This is a genomic window from Mesorhizobium sp. M7A.F.Ca.US.006.04.2.1 (assembly GCF_004022915.1).
In the GTDB taxonomy this organism is placed as follows: domain Bacteria; phylum Pseudomonadota; class Alphaproteobacteria; order Rhizobiales; family Rhizobiaceae; genus Mesorhizobium; species Mesorhizobium ciceri.
In genome coordinates this window covers 1-1,162 of sequence record NZ_RZQA01001296.1, presented here as the reverse complement: position 1 = coordinate 1,162, position 1,162 = coordinate 1, and the positions used below count along the sequence as shown (strand labels likewise).

The following is a 1,162-nucleotide window of genomic DNA, read 5'->3' as shown; positions in this document are numbered from 1 at the left end:
GGCCTGAACCGGTCATTGGAATGTCCTCGACGAGAAATCTGATTGTGAGACGAGAGCGCAGTCAGCGGGGCGCGAGCTGATAGATCAGTTCGTTTACTGCGTGCACCATTGCTTCAAAGCCCCCGGCGTTGAACTGGTTGATCGCCGCGAAGACGCCGACGCCGCGCGTCGGCGCGATGGCAACATATGTAAACATGCCTTGTCGCCCTCCGGATTTGTGAAGCACCAGCGGACGGTTGCCGTCAGCCTCTACCACAACCCAACCGAGTGCCATCGCATCCATCGGCGCGCCACCGTCGTCGAGGCCCAGCGCCGGAGAGAGCCCATCCCTCCGGACTAGGCTGGCGTGGTCGATAATGCGGCGTGCATCGTCCTCGGAGCCGCCTTGAGCCAAGTGCCAGGCGATCCACTTCAGCATATCGTTGGGCGTCGTATAAAGCCCCGAGGCGCATTCCATCGTCATCGGTGTCGGCACGAAGGGAAGCGGCGTGCCGTCGAAATTGTGGCCCTGCATCAGCCGGCCCTCGTCACCAGGTCGCGGATTGAAGACCGTGTCCACCATGCCGCGTGGCCGCAACACGCGCTCCTCCAAGACGGTAGCGTACGGCTTGCCAGCCGCTCCGCTGAGCGCCAGTCCCAGGAGGTCGAAGCCCAGGTTCGAATAGAGCGCGCCAGTTCCGGGAGGAAACAGAAACGGCTCCCCGTGCATGGCTGCGATCATCGCTTCCTTTGTGTGGCCGGCGTAGGGATCGTTGGGTGTTCCACCTGCCTGGGCCATCTCGCGCGGCAGGCCGGATGTCTGTGTCGCGAGGTCGATGATCCTTAGGGTCCGCCCATCCTTCTCCGGCACCACGAAACCGTCAGGCAGGTGCGTCTGAACAGGGTCAGTCAGGCCGATCTCTCCTTTTACCAACAAACTGGCGAGAGCGTCTCCGCAAAATGCCTTCGAAATGGATGCCACTCGCATCATTGTGTCGGCATTCGGCTCTATGCCGGATCCGCGGACCGTTTCGCCGAAACCGGCAAACGCCGTCTCGCCGTTGCGAACGCCGGCGATCACCAGACCCGGCGCGCCTGAACTCACAAAAGCGAATGTACCGGTGAATTCGACCGATTCGTCCAGCAGCCGATCGGCGTTTGCAGGACTTGCGCAGGTAAGGAC

The 1,162-nt window shown here is 62.0% G+C and carries 1 protein-coding gene; it reads right to left on the bottom strand.

The window, feature by feature from the left end:
* Window positions 1–61 precede the first annotated feature (61 nt).
* A partial coding sequence (gene ampH / locus EN925_RS36780) for a D-alanyl-D-alanine-carboxypeptidase/endopeptidase AmpH (RefSeq protein WP_128337414.1) occupies window positions 62–1,162 on the bottom strand: 1,101 nt, incomplete at its 5' end.